We start from the raw sequence: 16,540 nt of genomic DNA, 5'->3' as shown, positions 1-16,540 counted from the left end.
CACGCCAGGCGGTCGAGTCCACAAAAGACGACGGTGGGTGACGGTCCGCGCGGACCATCACCCACCGATCGGGGTACGCCTGTCGTCAGTCCTCGTCGGACTTCGCGCCACTCATCCCGGAGGAGATCAGCTCCATCACCGAGGAGTCCTGCAGGGTGGTGACGTCGCCGAGCGAACGGTTCTCGGCCACGTCCCGCAGCAGGCGACGCATGATCTTGCCGGAGCGGGTCTTCGGCAGCTCCGGCACCAGCATGATCTGCCGCGGCTTGGCGATCGGCCCGAGCGTCTTCGCCACGTGGTTGCGCAGGTCCGCGATGAGCTGCTCACCCGCCTCGCCGGCGATGTCCGTGCTGCCCCGCGGGATGGCGAACGCCACGATCGCCTGGCCGGTGGTCGGGTCGGTCGCGCCCACCACCGCCGCCTCGGCCACCGACGGGTGCGACACCAGCGCCGACTCGACCTCGGTCGTCGAGATGTTGTGCCCGGAAACCAGCATCACGTCGTCCACCCGACCGAGCAGCCAGATGTGCCCGTCGTCGTCCTTCTTCGCGCCGTCGCCGGCGAAGTACATGCCCTCGAACCGGCTCCAGTACGTCTCGATGAACCGGTCGTCGTCACCCCAGATGGTCCGCAGCATCGACGGCCACGGCTCGCGCAGCACCAGGTAGCCGCCACCACCGTTCGGCACCGACTGACCCTGGTCGTCCACCACGTCGGCGACGATGCCGGGCAGCGGGGCCATCGCCGAGCCCGGCTTCGTCGCCGTCACCCCCGGCAGTGGGGAGATCATGATGGCGCCGGTCTCGGTCTGCCACCAGGTGTCCACGATGGGCAGCTCACCCCGGCCGACGTGCTGCCTGTACCACATCCACGCCTCGGGGTTGATCGGCTCGCCGACGCTGCCGAGGAGCCGCAGCGACGACAGGTCGAACCCGGCGGGGATGTCCTCGCCCCACTTCATCATCGTCCGGATCAGCGTCGGAGCGGTGTACAGGATGCTCACCCGGTACTTGTCGACGACCTCCCAGAAGCGGCCCTTGTGCGGGGTGTCCGGGGTGCCCTCGTACATGACCTGCGTGGCGCCGTTCGAGAGCGGGCCGTACACGATGTAGGAGTGGCCGGTGACCCAGCCGATGTCGGCGGTGCACCAGTAGACGTCCGTCTCCGGCTTCAGGTCGAACACCGCGTGCGTCGTGTACGACGCCTGCGTCAGGTAGCCGCCGGTGGTGTGCAGGATGCCCTTCGGGCGGGCCGTGGTGCCGCTGGTGTAGAGGATGAACAGCGGGTGCTCGGCGTCGAACGGCTGCGCGGTGTGCTCGGCCGAGGCGGTCTCCACCGTCTCGTGCCACCAGTGGTCCTTCTCCGACCACGCCACGTCCTCGCCGGTGCGGCGGACCACGAGCACGTGCTCCACCGACGGGCAGCTCGCCACCGCCTCGTCCACGGTCGGCTTCAACGCCGACGGCTTGCCCCGCCGGTAACCACCGTCGGCGGTGATCACCACCTTGGCGCTGGCGTCCTGGATGCGGTTGCTCAACGAGTCGGCCGAGAACCCGCCGAACACCACGCTGTGCGCCGCGCCGATCCGGGCGCAGGCCAGCATGGCCACCGCCGCCTCCGGGATCATCGGCAGGTAGATCGCCACCCGGTCGCCGGCGGTCACGCCCAGGTCGGTGAGCGCGTTCGCCGCGCGGCAGGTCAGCTCGTGCAGGTCGGCGTACGTGAGAGTCCGCGTGTCGCCCGGCTCGCCCTCCCAGTGAATGGCGACCTTGTCACCGCGGCCCGCCTCGACGTGCCGGTCCAGACAGTTGTACGCCACGTTGAGCTGCCCACCGACGAACCACTTCGCGAACGGCGGGTTCGACCAGTCGAGCACCTCGTCCCACTTCTTCGACCAGGCCAGCCGGTCGGCCTGCTTCGCCCAGAAGGCGAGCCGGTCGGCCTGCGCCTCGGCGTACGCGTCGACGGTGACGTTGGCGTGCGCGGCGAGCTCGGCCGGCGGGGGGAACTGGCGCGTCTCGTTCAGCAGATTGGCCAATGCCTCGCTCATGCCGTGACTCCTCGTCCTCGGGGTGACCTGCGTCTCGATGGGCACGAGGGTAGTCGCGGGTCCCCCGGCCGGCGACCGCTGCCCACCTCATCGCGCCGAGTGGCCCCCGCCACGCGCCCGACGGCCGTGCTGCGGGCCGCTGCGATCAAGTCGGGTGGCCCGGGTCGCGTTGCGGGCGGGTGTGGGCCGATCAGCCGGGTGGGATCGCTAGCGTGGCGGGGTGACCACCGACCCGCTCGCCCCGCTGCTCGCGCTCGCCGACATCGCGCCCGCCGTCGACCGGGCCCGCGAACGCTTCGACCAGGCGCTCGGGCACCGCGCGCTGCGCCGCAACGGCGGTCAGGTCGCGGCCGAGGTCGGCCTCCGCTCGGCCGTGGCCAGCGCCGCGCTCGAAGGGGCCGTCCACGAGCGCGAGGAGGTACGCGCCGGGACCGTCACCGAGCCGGTGCTCCAGGGAGCGTTACGGGTCGCCGGTGCGCTGCCCGGTCTGAGTGAACTCTGGCCGAAGGCGCCGCGGCAGGCCCTCGCCCGGCTGCACGTCCTCGCCGCCCGGGACATCGTGCCGGAGGCGGAGCTGGGTCGTCCGGTCGCCGATCCGGTGGTCGCCGCCCGCCTCGACGGGCTGGCCGGCCTGGTGGCCGGCGGGACGAAGGTCTCCCCGCTGGTGCTCGCCGCCGTCGTACACGGAGAACTGCTCAATCTGCGTCCGTTCGCCGGACCGTCCGGCGTGGTGGCGCGCGGCGCCGCCCGGCTGGTGCTGCTCGCCAGCGGCCTCGACCCGCGCGGCCTGCTCGCCGTGGACGTCGGTCACGCCGAACGCGAGCCCGAGTACGTCGGCGCGGCCGGCGCGTTCGCCACCGGCACCCCGGATGGGCTGCGCTCCTGGCTGCGTCACTACATGTCGGCCGTCGAGGTCGGCGCCGACCAGCTCACCACCATCGGCGACGACATTCTCGCCGCCGCGTGAGCGGTGGCTCAGTCCCGCCGCGTCGCCCGGTTGACCTTGGCCTGTAGCGCGCGGCGGGCGATCGGTCCGAGATCGTCGACGATCTCCATGAGGAGCGCGAGCTGGTCGAGCGCGGCCATCGCCCGGTCCGCGCCGGCCGGGTCCACCCCGTCGTAGAGTTCCAGCCCGATGAAGGCGGCCGAGACCGCGCGAGCCAGGCCGGGCACGTCGGCCACCTCGGCGAACGGTGACCCGGCGAGCAGCCTCCGCAGGACCTGCTCGATCTCGTCCACCCAGAGTTGGAGCGCTGCGGCGGTGGGGGCGGCCATGCGCTGGTCCGCCTGTGCGCCCGCCAACATCTGGGCCAGGAAGGTGACGTTGCCGAGTTGCCGTTCCTCCTCGTGCAGCGCCCGCCCGACCGCGAGCAGCTCGCGCAGCGAACCGGCCGAGGCCAGCCGCGCCGACCAGTGCTCGATCCGCTCGGCGGTGCTCACCCGGCAGGCCGCCGCGAGCAGGTCGTCCACGGTGCCGAAGTGGTAGAAGACCAGCGCCTGGTTCACGCCTGCGGCGGCGGCGATGGTGCGGGCCGAGACGCCGGCGATGCCGTGTTCCCGGATGGCGGCGATGGCGCCGTCGAGGAGACGCTGCTTGGTGTCGGACATGGCTCTCCTCTCGGACGGGCCGGATGCGGCGGTGCGCTGTCGTCGGTCATGCGATCCGCCCCTTGTTGAGCGGTCGCTCAAACGGAGGGTACGTATTTTTGAGCGACCGCTCAATACGGCGTGGGACCGGGGATGATGAACTGTGTCGGATAGACGACTGTCGACGATGCCGGTGACAGCCTGAGGGTGAGCGCCGAGAGAGCGGATGCCTACCGAGGGTGGCGTCGCCGGCGAGTGTCGAGGCCGTGCGTTGCCCGGACGGGCTCGGTCAGGCCGTGGCGGCAGCGCGCGTGCGGCGGTGCCGGCCGTACCAGGCGATGCCGATGGCTACTCCCACACCGACCCCCAGCGCGGCCGCCGCCACCGGAACGGCCGGCCGCTCCCGCCAACGGCGGCCCAGCGGAATCGGGTGCCGGAACTCCAGCACCGGCCAGGCGTTCTCCGAGGCCAGCTTGCGGAGCTGCCGGTCCGGGTTGACCACGCTCGGGTGCCCCACGCACTCCAGCAGGGGGCGATCGCTGTACGAGTCGGAGTAGGCGTACGAGTCGGCCAGGTCGTAGTCCCGGGCAGCGGCCAACTCGGTGACCGCCTCGACCTTGCTCGGACCGGCCGCGTAGAACTCGACCTCACCGCTGTAACGGCCGTCCCGCACCGTCATCCGGGTGGCGATCACGTCGGTCACCCCGAGCAGCTCGCCGATCGGGCGGACCATCTCCTCGCCGGACGCCGACACCAGCACCACGTCCCGCCCGGCCGCCTGGTGCTCCTCGATCAGGGCGGCGGCTTCGGCGTACACATAGGGGTTGATCAGCTCGTGGAGCGTCTCCGCGACGATCTGGCGGACCTGTTCCACCTGCCAGCCCTTGCAGAGTGCGGCCAGGTAGTCCCGTGTTCGGGCCATGGTCTGCTCGTCGGTGCCGCCCAGCCGGAACATCAGCTGCGCGTACGCCGACTTGACCACGTCACGCCGAGTGATCAGCCCATCCCGGTAGAATGGCCGACCGAACGCCAGGGCGCTCGACTTGGCGATGACGGTCTTGTCCAGATCGAAGAAAGCGGCACTTCGGCCCACGGCGCGAAAGTCTAGCCGGATGGTCTATCGTCGGCGGGTGCCCGGGGTCAGGCCACCCCTTGGACCTGCGGACGGGCACCCCCACCACCGCTCAGCGTGACCGTGCTCACATTCAGCGAGGAGATTTTCGCGCTGAGTGGAGTGAACACCACTCGACGTGACGGGCCCGCTCAGGCAGACTTGTCCGCACGACGTGCTTTCACATACCCGAAACAGACAGGCCCTCGGCGGTTGCACCCCCCGTGACCGCTGAGTGGTTCGGCTCGACCCCCCCGGAGCCGAACCGTTGACGACCCCCGTCTCCCCCCGACGGGGGTCGTCCCTTTCGGGGGAGCGCTCCCGCTGCTCCTACTCGGCCGCGAATCGGCGGGCGCGGAACAGCTCGAAGAGCCGGGGCAGTCGCCTCCGCCACTCGTTTTCGTCGGTGAGGTCCCAGCGCTCCTCGGCAGGCTCGGCCGATGCAACGTCAGCCGCGGGTTGCGCTGCCGCGACGGCTTCCCAGAAAGCCTCCGAGTCGCCCGCCAGTCGTTCGTACGCCGCTTCCGGGGCGAACAGGAGTGCCTCGTCGCCGATCCACAGATGGCTACCCTCCGATGCGCTGATCAGCCGTACTGCGGGATGGTCGGCGAGCGAGTCGGGAGCACGCACTGTCGACTCGAACGCATCTCTGCCCAGACCGACCAACCCCGCCTGGAAGTCGGAGAATCCGTCGTCGGAGAGGAAGCCGTACTCGATGATCCAGCAGGCCGCGCAGAGATCCCAGTTGTCCGCCCGATCGGCCACCTCGCCGAACACCTGGTCGAACGCCACGATGTGCGACAACGGAAGTCGCGTCAGCTCCGTCACCAGGGCGTCGGCGACCGCACTCGGCTGACCGTCGCGTTGCGGTTGGCCCGCCGCCACGCCGGCCGCGGCCCGTGCCCTCTCCACGACGCTCCAGAACTCATCCACATTCACGGCCGGGAGTGTGCCCGACAGCTCCGACAAATTGCGGCGCGGTAATCGACGGGCCTTTCGCGACACAAGCCAGGGTGAGGGTCGCCGTCGTGATGGGGGTTCGGGTGGGTCCACCGGGAAAGCGCGACGAGGTCTGGTTCACCAGCCTCTACGCCGCCGAGTACGCGCACATCGTCCGGTACGGCCTGCGCCGCCTCGGCGACGCCGACGCGTCGGCGGAACTCGCCCAGGAGGTGTTCGTCGTCGCGTGGCGGCGTCGTCCGGAGGTGCCGGACCACAGCCTGCCCTGGCTGTACGGGGTGGCCCGGCGCCTGTTGGCCAACCAGTGGCGCTCCCGGCGGGCCGCCCCGGATCTTCTGCCGATCGCGGATGCCGACCTGACGCGGGTGGCCGACCCGACCGGTGCGGACACGACCGTGGGCGTCGCCGACATCCGGGCCGCGCTGGCGACCCTCAACGACCTCGACCAGGAGATCCTGCGGCTCGTCGGCTGGGAGGAGTTGACGGTGTCCGAGGCCGCGCAGGTCCTCGGCTGCACCCGGACGACCGCGGCGGTGCGCCTGCACCGCGCTCGCCGTCGACTGACCGTGGCGATGTCGAGCCGGCCGGTCCGTCCCCGCCGCCCACTGTTGGCGACCACGCGAGAGGAGCTGTGATGTTTTCAGTGGGACGTACCCGTACCCTCATCGGCCCGGCCGACCCGGCTCGGAGCGCGACCGTCGCACCGCCCTCGGTCGCGGCCCACGAGTTGATCGATCGTGCCGGCGTCGCCGAGGCGGCGGCGCATCGTCGCGTACGCCCGACTCGCCGGCTCGTCCTGACGGCCGGGACGCTCGCGGTGGCGGCCGGCGCGGCGGCCGCGCTGCGGCCGTCCGGCGAGACCACGCCGGACGTCCCGGGTGGGCCCGGGGACGCGGCGGGGCTGGTGCTCGTGCCGGTCGCGTACCAGTTCGACGCCGACCCGCCGGCTGCCGGCCCCCGGCTGCGCACGCTGGCCAGCAAGATCAAGGACGCGGGGTACGACAACCGCGGCGGGCGCTACATGTACCACCACACGAAGGTGTGGGGTGACCCGGTGATGAGTTCACCCGACGACCGTTACCACGTCGCCTTTGTCGGGGAGACGAAGGTGTGGCAGGCCGCGGACGGGACCGGCAGCCAGGCCAACACCCAACTGGAGCCGCAGTACCCCGACGAGAAGTCCCAGGCGTACTGGCAGCGCAAGCTCCCGCAGGGCCCGGCGGTTGACGATCCTTCGCTGATTCCGCTGCCGCCGATGGAGCTGACGCCACCGCCGGCCGATCCGGTGCGACTGCGGGAACTGCTCAAGATTGAGTACGGCCCGGGGGCGGCGAGCAAGGAGGTCGGCACGCTCTACGCGCGGTACGTCATACCGCGCGCCACCCGGGCGGAGATCCTGCGGGCGCTCGCCGACCTGCCCGGCCTGCGCTGGCGGGGGCAGGTGACCGATCGCGCCGGTCGGGCCGGTGTCGCGGTCACCTACGACGACCGGGAACACGACGTCCAATCCCTTCTGATCTTCGACGCGAACACGGGTGGCCTGCTCGCCCACGAGATGCTGACGCTCGCGCCGGTACGGATCAACGCGTACCAGATGATCATCGACACCGCCTGGACCGACCGCGTCGGCTGACCACCGATTTCAGGGGCCGCTCTCTCGGGAGCGGCCCTGCGGTGTTTTTGCGGCAGCGCCGCCAGCTGCACGAACGCCGGCGCGCGTAGCAGATCAACCGTCTCGGCGGGCGTTGTCCACAGGCCCCTGAGTTGTCCACAGGCGGCCGGGTCGAGGGCGTCGTTCGGGGTCCAGCGCGAGCAGGGTCGGCGGTGCATCCGATCCCGACCGCTGGAGGCCGCGATGGCACCCCGTACCTCCGTTCCGCCGATCCGACGGCTCCCGCTGGTCGTCACGGGGGACGGCGACCTGCTCGACGACCTGCTCCGGCTCGCCGCCGCCGGCGGTGCCGAGGTGGAACTCGCCGCCGACCCGGCCGCGGCACGCACCCGCTGGGCCTCCGCGCCGCTGGTGCTGCTCGGTGTCGACCAGTCGCAGGCGTGCCTGCGGGCCCGGCTACCGAAGCGGCCCCGGTTGGTGCTCGTCGGCCGGACCGGTCAGATCGACCCCGGCTGGCAGATCGCCGAGCTGATCGGGGCCGAACACGTCGCCGCGCTGCCCGCCGCCGAGCCGTGGCTCGTGGACCGCCTGGCCGAGCACGGCCCCGACCAGCCGGGCGGCCCGGGCGCGCGGATCGTCGCGCTGTTCGGGGGCCGAGGTGGCGCCGGGGCGAGCGTGCTCGCCGGCGGGCTCGCCGTGACCGCCGCGCGGGCCCGACTGCGCACCCTGCTCATCGACGCCGATCCGCTCGGCGGTGGCCTCGATCTCGTCCTCGGCTGGGAGCAGTTGGAGGGGCTGCGCTGGCCGTCGCTCACCAGCGCGGACGGGCGGGTGGACGCACCCGCGCTGGTCCAGGCCCTGCCCAGTCGGGGTGACCTGGTGGTGCTCTCCTGGGACCGCGGCGAGATGCTGGCGCTGCCCGCCGCGGCCATGGCGGCGACCGTCGACGCCGCCCACCGGGGCCGGGACTTCGTGGTGATCGACCTGCCCCGGCAGTTCGACGACGCCGCCGTGGTCGCGTTGCAGGCGGCCGACCAGGCGTTCGTCGTCGTACCGGCGGAGTTGCGTGCCACCGCGGCCGCCGCCCGGGTGGTGGCCGTGGCCGCACCACACTGCGATGCGCTCTCGGTGGTGGTGCGCGGGCCCGCCCCCGGCCGTCTGCGCGCCACTGAAGTGGCACGGGCCCTCGGGCTTCCCCTCGCCGGCACGCTGCGCCCCGAGCCCGGCCTCTGCCGGGGCCTCGAACGCGGCGAGGCCCCGGCGGCGGCGGGCAAGGGTCCGCTCGCCGCCCTGTGCCAGCGGATCGTCGCGGACCTCACCGGCGCCACGAACGGTGCGGCATGAGCGGTCAGCCGGAGGACACCTCCTTCGCGGCCCGGGTGCGGCAGCGGATCGTCGCCGCCACCGAGCCGGTCACCCCGGCGGCGATCGTGTCCGCCGTACGCGCCGAACCCACCGCTGCCGTGCTGGGCGACACCGCCGTCCTGCGGATCGCCGACCGGGTGCACGACGACCTCGTCGGCGCCGGACCACTCGCCCCGCTGCTGGCCGATCCGGACGTCACCGACGTCCTGGTCAACGGCGTACGCGTCTGGGTGGACCGGGGCGCGGGGCTGCACCAGGTGGCGATCCCGGTCGGCTCCGTCGACGACGTCCGCCGGTTGGCGCAGCGGCTCATCGCCAGCGCGGGTCGGCGGCTCGACGACGGCTCCCCGTACGCGGACGCCCGCCTGCCCGACGGCACCCGCCTGCACGCCGTACTGCCTCCGGTGGCGACCGAGGGCCCCTACCTGTCCCTGCGGACGTTCCGGCATCGTCCGTACACGCTCGACGAGCTGGTGAGCCAGGGGACGGTGCCGCGACCGGTGGCACCGCTGCTCGCCGCGGTCGTCGCGGCCCGATTGGCGTACCTGGTCACCGGCGGCACGGGCTCGGGCAAGACGACCCTGCTCAACACTCTGCTCGGGTTGGTGCCGGCCACCGAACGGATCGTCCTGGTCGAGGACGCCGCAGAGCTGCAACCGGGGCATCCGCACGTGGTCGGGCTCCAGGCCCGTACCGCCAATGTCGAGGGGACGGGCGTGGTCAGCCTCGGAGACCTGGTCCGGCAGGCGCTGCGGATGCGTCCGGACCGCCTGGTCGTCGGGGAGTGCCGGGGCGCAGAGGTGGTCGACCTGCTGGCCGCGTTGAACACGGGTCACGACGGCGGTGCCGGCACGCTGCACGCCAACACCCCGTCCGACGTGCCGGCCCGGCTGGAGGCGCTCGGCATGCTCGGTGGTCTGCCCCGCGCCGCGATGCACGCCCAGGTGGTCGCCGCGCTTCAGGTGCTGCTCCAGGTACGTCGCGGCGATCAGGGCCGCGTCCTCGAATCGATCTGCCTGTTGCTCCCCGAAGGGCCGGAACGCCTGGCCACCGTGGTGCCCGCCTGGGTACGTGGACGGGGCCTGGGGCTGGCCGCCCGTACGTTCGGCGCGCTGCTGCGGGACCGGGGCGTCGCGGTCCCGCCGATCCTCACCGAGCCGTGGCCCGGATCGGCAGGTCCGGCATGAACGCCACGATGGCGCTGGTCGCGGCGCTGCTGCTGTCCACCGCGTTCCTGGTGATCTGGCGGGCGAAGAGCATCAGAGACCGCCAACGTCGGGTGCTGGCCCCGACCCGTGTCACCGGTGTCGACCCGGACGACGCCCTGGTCGAGTGGATCAGGGACCTCGCTCGCGGGCAGGACCGACCCGTCGACGAGTTCGACGGTGTCGTCGCCCCGGCCCAACCGGGCGTACTCGCGCAGCCAACGTCGAGCAGCGGGCGGACGTCGGTCGCCTGGTCCACTCGGGACCTGGACGACAGCCCGGGCCGTTCCAGGGCAATCGGTGGACCGGTGGGGCCCACCCGGCCGGCCGGTCCGGCTCGCCCGCCGGCCCGTCGGGACTCCCGCCGCCCGTCCGCCATCGCCGGGCCGGAGGCCGAAACCCTCAAGGAAGCCAGGCCTCCGGACCACGCGGCTGGCGGGCAGTTCGCGGACCAGGCGGGCCACGAATCCGGCGGGCTGTTCGCGGAGTCGGCAGGACACGCGGCCGGCGGTCAGCCTGCGGGCCAGGCGGGCCACGAGATCGGCGGGACGTTCGCGGCCCCGGCGGGCCCGGAAGGTGGTGGGCAGCTTGCGACGCTTGCGGTACGCGCGCGACGGTCACCGCGTCGTGTGCTGTTCCTGGCCGGTCTGGCGGGAGCAGGTGTCGGAGCCGTGTCCGGCGGGCCGGTGGCCGCCGTGGCGATGGCCGGCTACGGCACGCTCGCTATCCGCGCCCTGCTGCGCTGGGGAACGAATCGGCAGGTCGAGCTGATTCGACGGCGCGACCTGGACCTGCTGTGCGGCCTGGCGGCCGACCTTCGGGCGGGTTCGCCCATGCCGTCGACCCTCGAGATCACCTCCGTCACGGGAGCATCGATGGCCGGCGTCGATCGGCTTCGCGACCTGACCTCGGCCGCCGTGCGGCTGGCGGATCGGACCGGCGCGCCGCTGGCGGAGCTGATCGAGCGGATCGAGGCGGACGCCCGTGCGACGGACCGTGGGCTGGCTGCCGCAGCGGCACAGGCCGCCGGCGCACGCGCCACCGCCTGGTTGCTGGCTGCTCTGCCGATCGGTGGGATCGGGCTCGGGTACGGGATCGGGGTCGACCCCCTGGCGGTGCTCCTGCACGACACGGTCGGCGGGGTGTGCGCGGTCCTCGCCGTCGCGCTACAGATCGTCGGCCTGTTCTGGGCTGAGCGGCTGGGCGCTGGGCCGGGGCGGACCACCTGATGTCCCCGGCGCTGGGCACTCGCGGGACTGCGGGCATACGCCGTCGTCCGGATGCGATCCGGCTCGCGGCAGGCATGGCCGGGCTTGCCGTGGCAGTGGTTGTGCAGGGCTGGTTCGGATTGCTGGGCGCTGTTCCGGTCGCTGTCCTGCTGGATGTGTCGCTGCGGCGGATCGAGCCTCCCGCCGTACGCAACCAGCGGCTTCGGGAGGCCGCCGACCTGCCGCTCGCCGCCGACCTCCTGGCGGCGGCGATGCGCGCCGGTGCGCCGGTGGACCGCTCGGTCCTGGCGGTCGCCGAGGCGTTGGACGGCCCGCTGGCCACCCGACTGGCCCGGGTGGGCCGCACGTTGCTCCTCGGCGGCGGCCCAGCGGAGGCGTGGTCGGCGTTGGATGGTGTGCCAGGGGCGGATCGGATGGCCGCGGCGGCGTTCCGCTCAGCCAACAGCGGCGCGGCGCTGGCCGGTGCGCTGACCCGTCTCGCCGACGACCTGCGGGCCGACCGGGCCACCGCCGCCGAGGCGTCGGCACGTCGGGCCGGCGTCCTCATCGTGCTGCCACTGGGGCTCTGTTTCCTGCCCGCGTTCATTCTCGCCGGCCTGGTGCCGGTGATCGTCGCCGTTCTCGGCGACGTGCTCTGACCCATCGAGGAAGGGAAGATCCATGCGCAAACTCATCGCCCGACTGCGCGGCGACGACGGAATGAACACCGCCGAGTACGCCGTCGGCACGCTCGCCGCGGTGGCCTTCGCCGGGATCCTGTTGAAGGTGCTGACCTCCGGCAACGTCCAGTCCGCGCTGACCGCGGTCATCGACCGGGCACTCAAGTGATCGGGCGCCGGCAGGTCGACCGTACGCGGGACACCGGCGCTCCCGGGCGCGCGTCCGACGGCGGCCGGTGGGCCCACCTCGTCGGCGGCGAGCGGGGATCCTTCACCGCCGAACTGGCGGCCGGCCTGCCGGCGCTTCTCCTGCTCCTCCTCGCCGGCCTGACGGCGGTGAACGCCGTCAGCACGCAGGCGAGTTGCCTGCACGCCGCCCGGGAAGCCGCGCTCGCCGCAGCCCGGGGCGCCGACAACCCGGACGGTGCACCGGCCGCGCCACCGGGGGCCGAGGTGTCGGTGTCGATCGAAGGGGACCGGGTGCACGCGACCGTCCGTGCGCCGGTCCGTGCGCTCGGGGAGCGGCTACCACGGATCAGCGTGGTAGCCACCGCTGTCGCAGCGGTGGAACCAGGCGTCAACGAGGGGACTGGGTGATGGGCCGCTCGGGCGCGGACCGGGGCGGGGCGACGGTCCTGCTGCTCGCGCTGGGGCTCGTCTTCGTGCTGGTCGGGACATTCGGCGCCGCCGTCGCCGCGACCGGGATGGCGGCCCAGCGCGCGGCGGTGGCCGCTGATCTCGGCGCGCTGGCAGGTGCTACCCGGGCGCTCGACGGTGACGCGGCGGCGTGCGCGTCCGTCGTGGACATCGTCCAGCGCAACGGCGGCCGAATGGTGGACTGTGTCGTCGACGGGCTCGACGTGCTGGTGACCGTCGAGGTGGCGTTCACGCCGATTCCGGGTCTGACCCGGGTCGCGGCGTCGACGGTCCGCGCCGGACCGGTGCGCGGCTGAACGGCAGAACCCGGCCGGATCGGAGTGGGTAGGGCCTGGTCGGGTTGGACCGGGCAGCAGTCGGCGGCGGGGCGGGGCAGTGGGCCCTGCCCCGCCGGGCCGAGCTTGAGTGGGCAGCTCCGCCGATCTTGCACTTTGTGTCGACGAACTGTGGCTTTCGTGGCCTATGTCGGCACACAAAGTACAAGATCGCGGGCAAGATGGCGGAAGCGCCAGCCGGGGTGCGTCAGCGAGCCTGAAGCGCGTCGAGGGCGACGGCCATGGCGATGACGAGGCGGCGGTCGATCTGCGGGTTCTGCACCTCGACGACGTACTTGTCGCGCAGGCCCCACTTCTTGACCACCGAGAAGACGGGCTGGCCGCCGGCGAGGAAGTCGAAGTGGTACGGCAGCCAGGACAGCGAGTCGACGAACCGGCGCAGCAGCGCCACCGGCAGGCTGCGCTCCTGACCCGTCACCTGCGGCAGGCCGGCCTGCTCGACGTGCCAGGTGGAGCGGAGCAGCGACTGGGCGAAGTCCTTACGGAACAGGCCGATCGGGTTACCGGCCGCGTCGGTGACGTCGTACGTGGCTCCGAGGTCGATGCGCTGGCGTGCCTTGAAGCCGAGCAGGGGCTGCTGCTTGGAGTCGTCGGTGTAGATCGTCACCTGCTCCTTGAAAGCGAGCCGCTTCTGCTGCGCGAAGGCCAGCAGCTCGCCCTCGCTGCCGTCCTGCGCGACCGCGCGGACCTCGTACTGGTTGACCATCATCCGCAGCCGCTGGCGGATGTGGAACTGCTGCAGGGTCTGCAAGTTGTCGAGCTGCATCTGATCTCCTCAGGGGGTGTCGCGCCGGAGTCTCGCACAGCCGCGCAACCCCCGTCGGCCCACGCCCATCCGACTCACCCACCCGACCAGCCCGCGCACCCCGAACCCGCGCACCCCGAACCCGCGCACCCCGAGCCCGCGCACCCCGAGCCCGCGCACCCCGAACCCGCGCATCCCGAACCGGCCACCCCCAACCGGTTCGCCCCGACTGGCCCAGCCTGACCGGTCCGCCCGGCCGGACCGGTCATGCGCGGGTTCAGCGACTGTCCACCGTCGACTTCAACGACCAGGTGTTGAGCACCTGGTGGATGCCGCGCAGTCGCTCGTTGATCTGCTCCAGCCGTTCGGCCTGAGCCAACGCGGCCAGCGCGGCCCCGAGCGCGATCTGCTGGTCGAGGGTGAGGTGTTCCTGGTCGATGGTGTAGAGCAGGTCGACGGTCTCAGCGATCGTGTCGGCCACAACTTCTCCTCGGGCGCGGGGGCGAACTACAACACAAGCATCGATGGAAGCGCTCCCACATCATTGTGCCCAGTGCCACCGGGATTCATGCAAGGTGGCTCAGGAGGGCAGATTGCCCAGCACCACGTCGAGGACCCGGATCGCGTCCGGCTTCGAGAGAGGGTTGTTGCCGTTGCCACACTTCGGTGACTGCACGCAGGACGGGCAGCCGGTCTCGCAGCCGCACTCCGCGATCGCGTCGCGGGTGGCCCGCAGCCACGCCGACGCCGTCCCGTAGGCGCGCTCCGCGAAGCCCGCCCCGCCCGGGTGACCGTCGTAGACGAAGACCGTCGGCGCCTCGGTGTCCGGGTGCAGGGCGGTGGAGAGACCACCGATGTCCCACCTGTCGCACGTCGCCATCAGCGGAAGCAGGCCGATCGCCGCGTGCTCCGCGGCGTGCAGCGCGCCCGGCACGTCGGCCGGCTGCACCCCGGCGGACGTCAGCGACCGCTCGGACAGCGTGAACCACACCGCCACCGTCCGCAGCTCCCGGGTGGGCAGGTCCAGTGGCCGCGTGTCGATCACCTCGCCGGTGGCGATCCTGCGCCGCTGGTACGACACCACCTGGCTGGTGACGTCCACCTCGCCGAGGAACATCCCGACCGGCCCGGCGTCGACGTACGAGCGCACCGACACCACGGACAGGTCGGTGACGTCCCGGGCGTGGGTGGACCAGTCCGGCTCCTCGACGTGCACCAACGCGCAGCCGTCGGCGAGGTCCAGCTCGTCGACCACGTACGAGACGCCCTGGTGCAGGTAGACCGCGCCGGGGTGGAGCAGGAAGTGGGACGAGCCGCCGTCGACGGTGCCGAGCAGCCGGCCGGTGGCCGACTCCACCACGCAGACCGGTGCGCCGCCCTCGCCGCGCAGGTCCACCTCGGGGCGCTCGCGGTGTCGCCAGTACCAGCCGGTGGGCCGCTGCCGCAGCGCCCCGGTTGCCACCAGCTCGTCCACCGCCTCCTTCGCCCCGTCGCCGAAGAGCGCCAGGTCGGCCGGCGTCAGCGGCGCCTCGGCGGCGGCGCAGGCCAGCTGCGGGGCCAGCACGTACGGGTTGGCCGGGTCGAGCACCGTCGCCTCCACCGGCGCACCGAAGATCGCCTCCGGGTGGTGCACCAGGTAGGTGTCCAGCGGGTCGTCCCGGGCCACCAGCACCGCGAGGGCCTCCTGACCGGAACGTCCGGCGCGGCCCGCCTGCTGCCACAGCGACGCCCGGGTGCCCGGATAGCCGCAGATCAGCACCGCGTCCAGCCCCACCAGGTCCACGCCCAGCTCCAGCGCGTTGGTGGAGGCCAAGCCGAGCAGGTCACCGTGCAGCAGCGCGCGTTCCAGCTCGCGGCGCTCCTCGCGCAGGTAGCCGCCCCGGTAGGCGGCCACCCGGTCGCCGAGCCCGGGCACGGCGTCGTCGAGCGCCCGGCGCGCGTTGGCCGCCACCACCTCGGCGCCCTTGCGGGAGCGGACGAACGCGAGTGTGCGTACCCCCTCGGCGACCGTGTCGGCGAGCAGGTCCGCGGTCTCGCGCAGCGCGGACCGGCGGACCTGGCGAAGGTCGTCGTGGTCGCCCGTCGCCTGCGGGGGGACCGGCGAAGAAGAGCCCGAGTCGGGTGGCAGCAGTGGCGGTTCCCAGAGCGCGAAGGTCACCCCGCCGCGCGGCGAGGTGTCCTCGGTGACCGCGGTCACCGGCAGGCCGGTGAGTCGCGCGGCGGCGGTCGCCGGGTCGCCGGAGGTGGCCGAGGCGAGGACGAACACCGGGCTGGCCCCGAAGCGCGCGCACTGCCGGCGCAACCGGCGCAGCACGTGCGCCACGTGCGAGCCGAACACACCCCGGTAGGTGTGGCACTCGTCGATCACCACGTATGCCAGTCGGCGCAGGAACCCCGACCACTGGGCGTGGCCGGGCAGGATGCCGTGGTGCAGCATGTCCGGATTGGTCAGCACGAAGCGGGAGTGTCGGCGGATCCACTCCCGTTCCGCGCGCGGCGTGTCCCCGTCGTAGCAGGCGGGGCGTACCCCCTCCAGCTCCAGGCCGGCGACGGCCCGCAGCTGGTCGGCGGCGAGGGCCTTGGTCGGCGCCAGGTAGAGCACGGTGGCCCGGGGGTCGGCGAGCAGCGTGGCCAGCGCCGGGAGCTGGTACGCCAGGGACTTGCCGGACGCGGTGCCGGTGGCGACGATCACGTGGCCGCCCTCGTACGCCAGGGTGGCCGCCTCGGCCTGGTGCTGCCAGGGCGCGACCACGCCGCGGCGGGCGAACGCCGCCCGAAGCTCCGGCGGCGCCCATGCCGGCCACGGCGCCGGCACCCCGACGCGGGCGGGCACCCGCTCGACGTGGGTGACCGGGTCGCCGGCGCCGCGTGCGCGCAGCCGGCGCAGCAGGTCGACCGGCGGGGAGGAAGTCACGTCCTGCACTCTCGCACTGGTGTTCGGAGATGAAAAGCCGGGCCCCGGGGTAAGGGGAGAGCCGCCGCCGGTGACCGCAGGGTGTCCCGGCGGTAGTGGTTAGATGCCCAG

General features: G+C 72.8%; 17 protein-coding genes. 10 read left to right on the top strand and 7 right to left on the bottom strand.

Going from position 1 to position 16,540, the window contains the following annotated elements; all coding sequences use genetic code 11:
* Positions 1-85 precede the first annotated feature (85 nt).
* On the bottom strand, positions 86-2,050 hold the full coding sequence (acs, locus tag ACIA3K_RS10770; RefSeq protein WP_396800464.1) for an acetate--CoA ligase: 1,965 nt from the start codon (positions 2,048-2,050) through the stop codon (positions 86-88).
* Between the two features lie 220 nt (positions 2,051-2,270).
* Between acs and ACIA3K_RS10765 the strand changes: the two genes are divergently transcribed.
* The gene (locus ACIA3K_RS10765; protein ID WP_396800463.1) at positions 2,271-3,017 is read left to right on the top strand and encodes an oxidoreductase; all 747 of its coding nucleotides are present in this window, start codon (positions 2,271-2,273) and stop codon (positions 3,015-3,017) included.
* Positions 3,018-3,025: 8 nt separating this feature from the next.
* On the opposite strand, the gene ACIA3K_RS10760 is transcribed toward ACIA3K_RS10765, so the two are convergent.
* From ACIA3K_RS10760 to ACIA3K_RS10750, 3 genes are all read right to left on the bottom strand, one after another.
* Positions 3,026-3,658 (bottom strand): TetR/AcrR family transcriptional regulator, encoded by a 633-nt coding sequence (locus ACIA3K_RS10760; RefSeq protein ID WP_396800461.1) that lies wholly within the window; start codon positions 3,656-3,658, stop codon positions 3,026-3,028.
* Between the two features lie 268 nt (positions 3,659-3,926).
* Entirely contained in the window at positions 3,927-4,730 is an 804-nt protein-coding gene (locus ACIA3K_RS10755) for an HAD-IB family hydrolase (RefSeq protein WP_357123615.1), read from the bottom strand.
* 348 nt (positions 4,731-5,078) lie between these two features.
* Positions 5,079-5,687 (bottom strand): DUF4240 domain-containing protein, encoded by a 609-nt coding sequence (locus tag ACIA3K_RS10750; RefSeq protein WP_396800459.1) that lies wholly within the window; start codon positions 5,685-5,687, stop codon positions 5,079-5,081.
* 104 nt (positions 5,688-5,791) lie between these two features.
* Here ACIA3K_RS10750 and ACIA3K_RS10745 point away from each other — a divergent pair, with 104 nt between their 5' ends.
* The 9 genes from ACIA3K_RS10745 to ACIA3K_RS10705 all read left to right on the top strand — a co-directional run bounded on the left by ACIA3K_RS10745 (position 5,792) and on the right by ACIA3K_RS10705 (position 12,731).
* On the top strand, positions 5,792-6,343 hold the full coding sequence (locus ACIA3K_RS10745) for an RNA polymerase sigma factor (RefSeq protein ID WP_396800458.1): 552 nt from the start codon (positions 5,792-5,794) through the stop codon (positions 6,341-6,343).
* The gene (locus tag ACIA3K_RS10740; protein WP_396800456.1) at positions 6,343-7,341 is read left to right on the top strand and encodes a CU044_5270 family protein; all 999 of its coding nucleotides are present in this window, start codon (positions 6,343-6,345) and stop codon (positions 7,339-7,341) included. The genes ACIA3K_RS10745 and ACIA3K_RS10740 overlap by 1 nt, the downstream gene beginning before the upstream one ends.
* A gap of 222 nt (positions 7,342-7,563) precedes the next feature.
* On the top strand, positions 7,564-8,664 hold the full coding sequence (ssd, locus tag ACIA3K_RS10735; RefSeq protein ID WP_396800454.1) for a septum site-determining protein Ssd: 1,101 nt from the start codon (positions 7,564-7,566) through the stop codon (positions 8,662-8,664).
* On the top strand, positions 8,661-9,872 hold the full coding sequence (locus tag ACIA3K_RS10730; protein ID WP_396800453.1) for a TadA family conjugal transfer-associated ATPase: 1,212 nt from the start codon (positions 8,661-8,663) through the stop codon (positions 9,870-9,872). The genes ssd and ACIA3K_RS10730 overlap by 4 nt, the downstream gene beginning before the upstream one ends.
* Positions 9,869-11,119, top strand: coding sequence for a hypothetical protein (locus ACIA3K_RS10725; protein ID WP_396800452.1), 1,251 nt, complete (start codon positions 9,869-9,871; stop codon positions 11,117-11,119). Before ACIA3K_RS10730 ends, ACIA3K_RS10725 begins: the two co-directional genes overlap by 4 nt.
* The gene (locus ACIA3K_RS10720) at positions 11,119-11,757 is read left to right on the top strand and encodes a type II secretion system F family protein (RefSeq protein WP_396800451.1); all 639 of its coding nucleotides are present in this window, start codon (positions 11,119-11,121) and stop codon (positions 11,755-11,757) included. The genes ACIA3K_RS10725 and ACIA3K_RS10720 overlap by 1 nt, the downstream gene beginning before the upstream one ends.
* Positions 11,758-11,779: 22 nt before the next feature.
* Positions 11,780-11,947: a DUF4244 domain-containing protein gene (locus ACIA3K_RS10715; RefSeq protein WP_234584142.1), complete on the top strand. Its 168-nt coding sequence runs from the start codon at positions 11,780-11,782 to the stop codon at positions 11,945-11,947.
* Positions 11,944-12,375, top strand: coding sequence for a TadE family type IV pilus minor pilin (locus ACIA3K_RS10710; protein ID WP_396800450.1), 432 nt, complete (start codon positions 11,944-11,946; stop codon positions 12,373-12,375). Before ACIA3K_RS10715 ends, ACIA3K_RS10710 begins: the two co-directional genes overlap by 4 nt.
* The gene (locus tag ACIA3K_RS10705) at positions 12,375-12,731 is read left to right on the top strand and encodes an Rv3654c family TadE-like protein (RefSeq protein ID WP_396800816.1); all 357 of its coding nucleotides are present in this window, start codon (positions 12,375-12,377) and stop codon (positions 12,729-12,731) included. Before ACIA3K_RS10710 ends, ACIA3K_RS10705 begins: the two co-directional genes overlap by 1 nt.
* Positions 12,732-12,957: 226 nt before the next feature.
* On the opposite strand, the gene ACIA3K_RS10700 is transcribed toward ACIA3K_RS10705, so the two are convergent.
* The 3 genes from ACIA3K_RS10700 to ACIA3K_RS10690 all read right to left on the bottom strand — a co-directional run bounded on the left by ACIA3K_RS10700 (position 12,958) and on the right by ACIA3K_RS10690 (position 16,438).
* Complete coding sequence (locus ACIA3K_RS10700) at positions 12,958-13,536, bottom strand: hypothetical protein (protein ID WP_396800449.1); 579 nt, start codon at positions 13,534-13,536, stop codon at positions 12,958-12,960.
* 256 nt (positions 13,537-13,792) lie between these two features.
* Complete coding sequence (locus tag ACIA3K_RS10695; protein ID WP_396800447.1) at positions 13,793-13,996, bottom strand: hypothetical protein; 204 nt, start codon at positions 13,994-13,996, stop codon at positions 13,793-13,795.
* A 99-nt stretch (positions 13,997-14,095) separates the two neighbouring features.
* On the bottom strand, positions 14,096-16,438 hold the full coding sequence (locus ACIA3K_RS10690) for a DEAD/DEAH box helicase (protein WP_396800446.1): 2,343 nt from the start codon (positions 16,436-16,438) through the stop codon (positions 14,096-14,098).
* Positions 16,439-16,540: the final 102 nt, after the last annotated feature.

It is taken from the genome of Micromonospora sp. NPDC051543 (genome assembly GCF_044454415.1).
In the GTDB taxonomy this organism is placed as follows: domain Bacteria; phylum Actinomycetota; class Actinomycetes; order Mycobacteriales; family Micromonosporaceae; genus Micromonospora.
This window is presented reverse-complemented; position numbering and strand designations above follow the sequence as displayed.

Bases quoted from the DNA above. Each gene is read 5' to 3' on its own strand.
- acs (WP_396800464.1), bottom strand. From the start codon at position 2,050: ATGAGCGAGGCATTGGCCAATCTGCTGAACGAGACGCGCCAGTTCCCC.
- ACIA3K_RS10760 (WP_396800461.1), bottom strand. From the start codon at position 3,658: ATGTCCGACACCAAGCAGCGTCTCCTCGACGGCGCCATCGCCGCCATC.
- ACIA3K_RS10740 (WP_396800456.1), top strand. From the start codon at position 6,343: ATGTTTTCAGTGGGACGTACCCGTACCCTCATCGGCCCGGCCGACCCG.
- ssd (WP_396800454.1), top strand. From the start codon at position 7,564: ATGGCACCCCGTACCTCCGTTCCGCCGATCCGACGGCTCCCGCTGGTC.
- ACIA3K_RS10730 (WP_396800453.1), top strand. From the start codon at position 8,661: ATGAGCGGTCAGCCGGAGGACACCTCCTTCGCGGCCCGGGTGCGGCAG.
- ACIA3K_RS10725 (WP_396800452.1), top strand. From the start codon at position 9,869: ATGAACGCCACGATGGCGCTGGTCGCGGCGCTGCTGCTGTCCACCGCG.
- ACIA3K_RS10720 (WP_396800451.1), top strand. From the start codon at position 11,119: ATGTCCCCGGCGCTGGGCACTCGCGGGACTGCGGGCATACGCCGTCGT.
- ACIA3K_RS10715 (WP_234584142.1), top strand. From the start codon at position 11,780: ATGCGCAAACTCATCGCCCGACTGCGCGGCGACGACGGAATGAACACC.
- ACIA3K_RS10705 (WP_396800816.1), top strand. From the start codon at position 12,375: ATGGGCCGCTCGGGCGCGGACCGGGGCGGGGCGACGGTCCTGCTGCTC.
- ACIA3K_RS10700 (WP_396800449.1), bottom strand. From the start codon at position 13,536: ATGCAGCTCGACAACTTGCAGACCCTGCAGCAGTTCCACATCCGCCAG.